Source organism: Sphingobium sp. C100, assembly GCF_000508185.1.
Taxonomy (GTDB): Bacteria; Pseudomonadota; Alphaproteobacteria; order Sphingomonadales; family Sphingomonadaceae; genus Sphingobium.
This window is the reverse complement of record NZ_AYOY01000081.1, coordinates 1-2,809: the sequence shown is the minus strand read 5'-3', so window position 1 is coordinate 2,809 and position 2,809 is coordinate 1. Positions and strand designations below refer to the sequence as shown.

The window sequence follows — 2,809 nt, the reverse complement described above, 5'->3', positions numbered from 1 at the left end:
TCGTAACCGTCCGATTGTTACCGCGGCGTTTGGGCCTTGAAGCGGGCGGCGAGCTCGGGATCATCGACGAAGTCATCGAGAAAGCCGTGCCAGGTCTCGGTGGTGCGACGTGCATCTCTGAGCATGTCGCTCAGTTCTTCGACGCCGTCGTCGGTTAGCGCGGTGCTCGCTTGGTCCGAGCCAGTGTAGACACTGATGATGGTGCCGTATGTCAGATTGTCGCCATTCCAGACGATGGCTTCCAGCAGCTCCACGTCCTCGCCGAGCATTTTGGCGGCATAGTCCAAGGTACGCACGTGCGTGATCGTGGCCATCAGGCTGCGAGGGCTTGCTGCGCACTCATCGGCGTCCATTTCCAAGGCAACAATTCGTCGATGCGGTTGATCTTGTGGTCGTGGATACGGTCGAGCACATCAGCGAGGTAAGCTTGCGGATCCAAGCCGTTCATCTTGGCACTTTCGATAAGTGTCATGGCCCGTGCCAGCGTTTCGGCGCCTGTGTCGGCGCCGGCGAAGAGCCAGTTGCGTCGTCCCAGACCAATGGGCCTTACGGCTCGCTCAGCGGCATTGTTGTCGATGGCGACGCGCCCATCTTCGATGAACAGTGAGAAGGCCGGCCAGCGGCCCAGACCATAACGAAAGGCGCTGGCCAGGTCGCCCTTGACCGGGATGCGGGTAAGTTGCTGCTCGGCCCATGCGCGCAATGCCTCGTGCTTGGGCTTGCTATGCTCCTGGCGCACGGCGCGCCGAACATCGGCAGGTTTGCCGGCGATTTCGCGCTCGATGTCATACAACTGGCCGATACGATCGAGGGCCTCCCGCGCGATCTGGGATTTGTTCGCTTTCCAGATGTCATGGAAGTCACGCCGCCAATGGGCGAAGCAGGCAGCCTCCCGGAACCGCGGTGTGCCATCCGCGCCGGTTTCGTACAGCTTTGTATATCCCTTGTAGGCGTCGGCCTGGAGAATACCGCTCGCATTGCAAAGGTGGTTCTGCACATGCTCCGCCTTCCAGTTGGGAGCGAAGCGATAGACCACACCTGGCGGCTGCGGCCCGTTCCACGGACGTTGATCGCAGACATAACCCCAGATCCTTCCTTGCCTCACACCCTTGCCAAGCCCTTTGGCCCTCCTCGTGTGATCCAGTACCTGGATCGGTGTATCATCGGCATGGATAACGTCGCTGGCCAGAACCGAGCTCTCAATACGCTCGATCAAGGGCAGCAGGGTTCGCATTGCCTTGCCACACCAGTCAGCCAGCGTGCTGCGGGGAATGTCGGCACCCATGCGGGCAAGAATCTCATTCTGCCGGTACAGCGGCAAGTGATCGTCGAACTTTGAGACGAGCACGTAAGCAAGCAGGCTGCTTCCGGCCATGCTGCCGGGGATCGGGCGGCTCGGGGCCGGCACCTGCACCATCTTCTCGCAGCAGCGGCAAGATTTCTTCGGACGCGCCACCTCGATCACTTTCAGCTTGGCCGTGATCATCTCAAGGATTTCGCTCACGTCCTCGCCGACGAGGCGTAACTCGCCCCCGCAATCGGGACAGGCGCTGCCCGGGTCGAGTTCGTTGCGCTCGCGCGGCGTGTCCGTCGCAACGCGCGGGCGCCGGGCTTTGCCACGTGCGCTGACGGGAGCTGCGGGCTCCTCATCCTCGTTGACATCACTCGTCAACGCAACGGTCTGTGCCGCGGCGACCAGAATATCCTCCAGCGCCAGTTCCAGCTGCTCGATCTCGCGTTCGATCTTCTCCGAGGACTTGCCGAAGGCCTGCTTCTTCAGTTTGGCAATCCGCAGACGCAGGGCCTGAACCACCAGATCGTGTGCACGGACCGCTGCCGTCAACTTCGCGTTTTCAGCCTGCAAATCGGCGATCATAGCCTTCAGCAAAGCCGGGTCTTCGGGAAGATTTTGCGCTGCGTTCAGCATGATCCTTTTTACCAACGAGCAGCAGGAAAATCCACAAAAACAGGCAGATTCGGTAAGAAAATCAGCCCACGTGGGCCGGCGGCGCACCCCAATCCGGGCGCCTCCAGTCAATGCCTTCCCAGAGCATCGCGAGCTGCGCTGACGTCAATCGTGCGGTTCCGTCTGCCGCAGAGGGCCAAGGAAAACGGCCCCGCTGCAAGACCTTGTAGTACAGGCAAAACCCCTGGCCATCCCAGTAAAGTAGCTTCACTCTGTCACCGCGTCGTCCTCGAAAAGCGAAAACGGCCCCGCCAGTTGGATTCTGTCGCAGCGTCGTCTGGGCCAGCTGAGCAAGGCCGGAAATGCCTTTGCGCATGTCAGTGACGCCGCAGGCCAGATAAACCCGAACGCCGGTTCCTGGTCCGATCACGCCGCCTCAACCAATCGGATGAGTTGGGTCAAGGTGACGGCCTCAATGTCACTATCGAAGCGCAAAGTCCGGTTCTGTGCCAGGCGCAACTCGATCGTCGACGTCGCACCTGGGCTGACGTTGTAGGCAAGTTCAGCGCCTCGAACGGTAGGCATGCCCACCGAGAGGAAGACCGGTTCAGCCGCAGCCAGCAATAGCCCACGCTTCTTCAGGTCATGGCGCCATGTATAAATCTGCTGTCGGGTTACCTCGTGGCGGCGGGCCACATCCGCCAGCGTCGCGCCATTGACGCCGATGGATCCGACGATCTGCACCTTCTGCTGATCAGTCCACCGGCGCCGCCGTTCCTGACCCAGTATCTCCGCCCGCATCGCAAACCTCAATCATGAGACGTCGTTAGCGACGTCGCTATGACCGTCTCTTAAGAGATTATCGCGCTATCAGGCAGGCGGAACCAACCGGACGGCTACGGC

The 2,809-nt window shown here is 60.8% G+C and carries 4 protein-coding genes; all 4 read right to left on the bottom strand.

Annotated features, from left to right (window positions below; genetic code table 11):
• Positions 1–17: 17 nt before the first annotated feature.
• Positions 18–314, bottom strand: coding sequence for a hypothetical protein (locus tag C100_RS31485; RefSeq protein ID WP_024018989.1), 297 nt, complete (start codon positions 312–314; stop codon positions 18–20).
• On the bottom strand, positions 314–1,927 hold the full coding sequence (gene tnpC / locus C100_RS31480; RefSeq protein ID WP_024018988.1) for an IS66 family transposase: 1,614 nt from the start codon (positions 1,925–1,927) through the stop codon (positions 314–316). The genes C100_RS31485 and tnpC overlap by 1 nt, the downstream gene beginning before the upstream one ends.
• Before the next feature lie 61 nt (positions 1,928–1,988).
• Positions 1,989–2,336 carry an IS66 family insertion sequence element accessory protein TnpB gene (gene tnpB, locus C100_RS47810; RefSeq protein ID WP_268746837.1) on the bottom strand — a complete coding sequence of 116 codons (348 nt, stop codon included), beginning with the start codon at positions 2,334–2,336 and terminating at the stop codon, positions 1,989–1,991.
• On the bottom strand, positions 2,333–2,707 hold the full coding sequence (tnpA, locus tag C100_RS31475) for an IS66-like element accessory protein TnpA (protein ID WP_024018987.1): 375 nt from the start codon (positions 2,705–2,707) through the stop codon (positions 2,333–2,335). The genes tnpB and tnpA overlap by 4 nt, the downstream gene beginning before the upstream one ends.
• Positions 2,708–2,809: the final 102 nt, after the last annotated feature.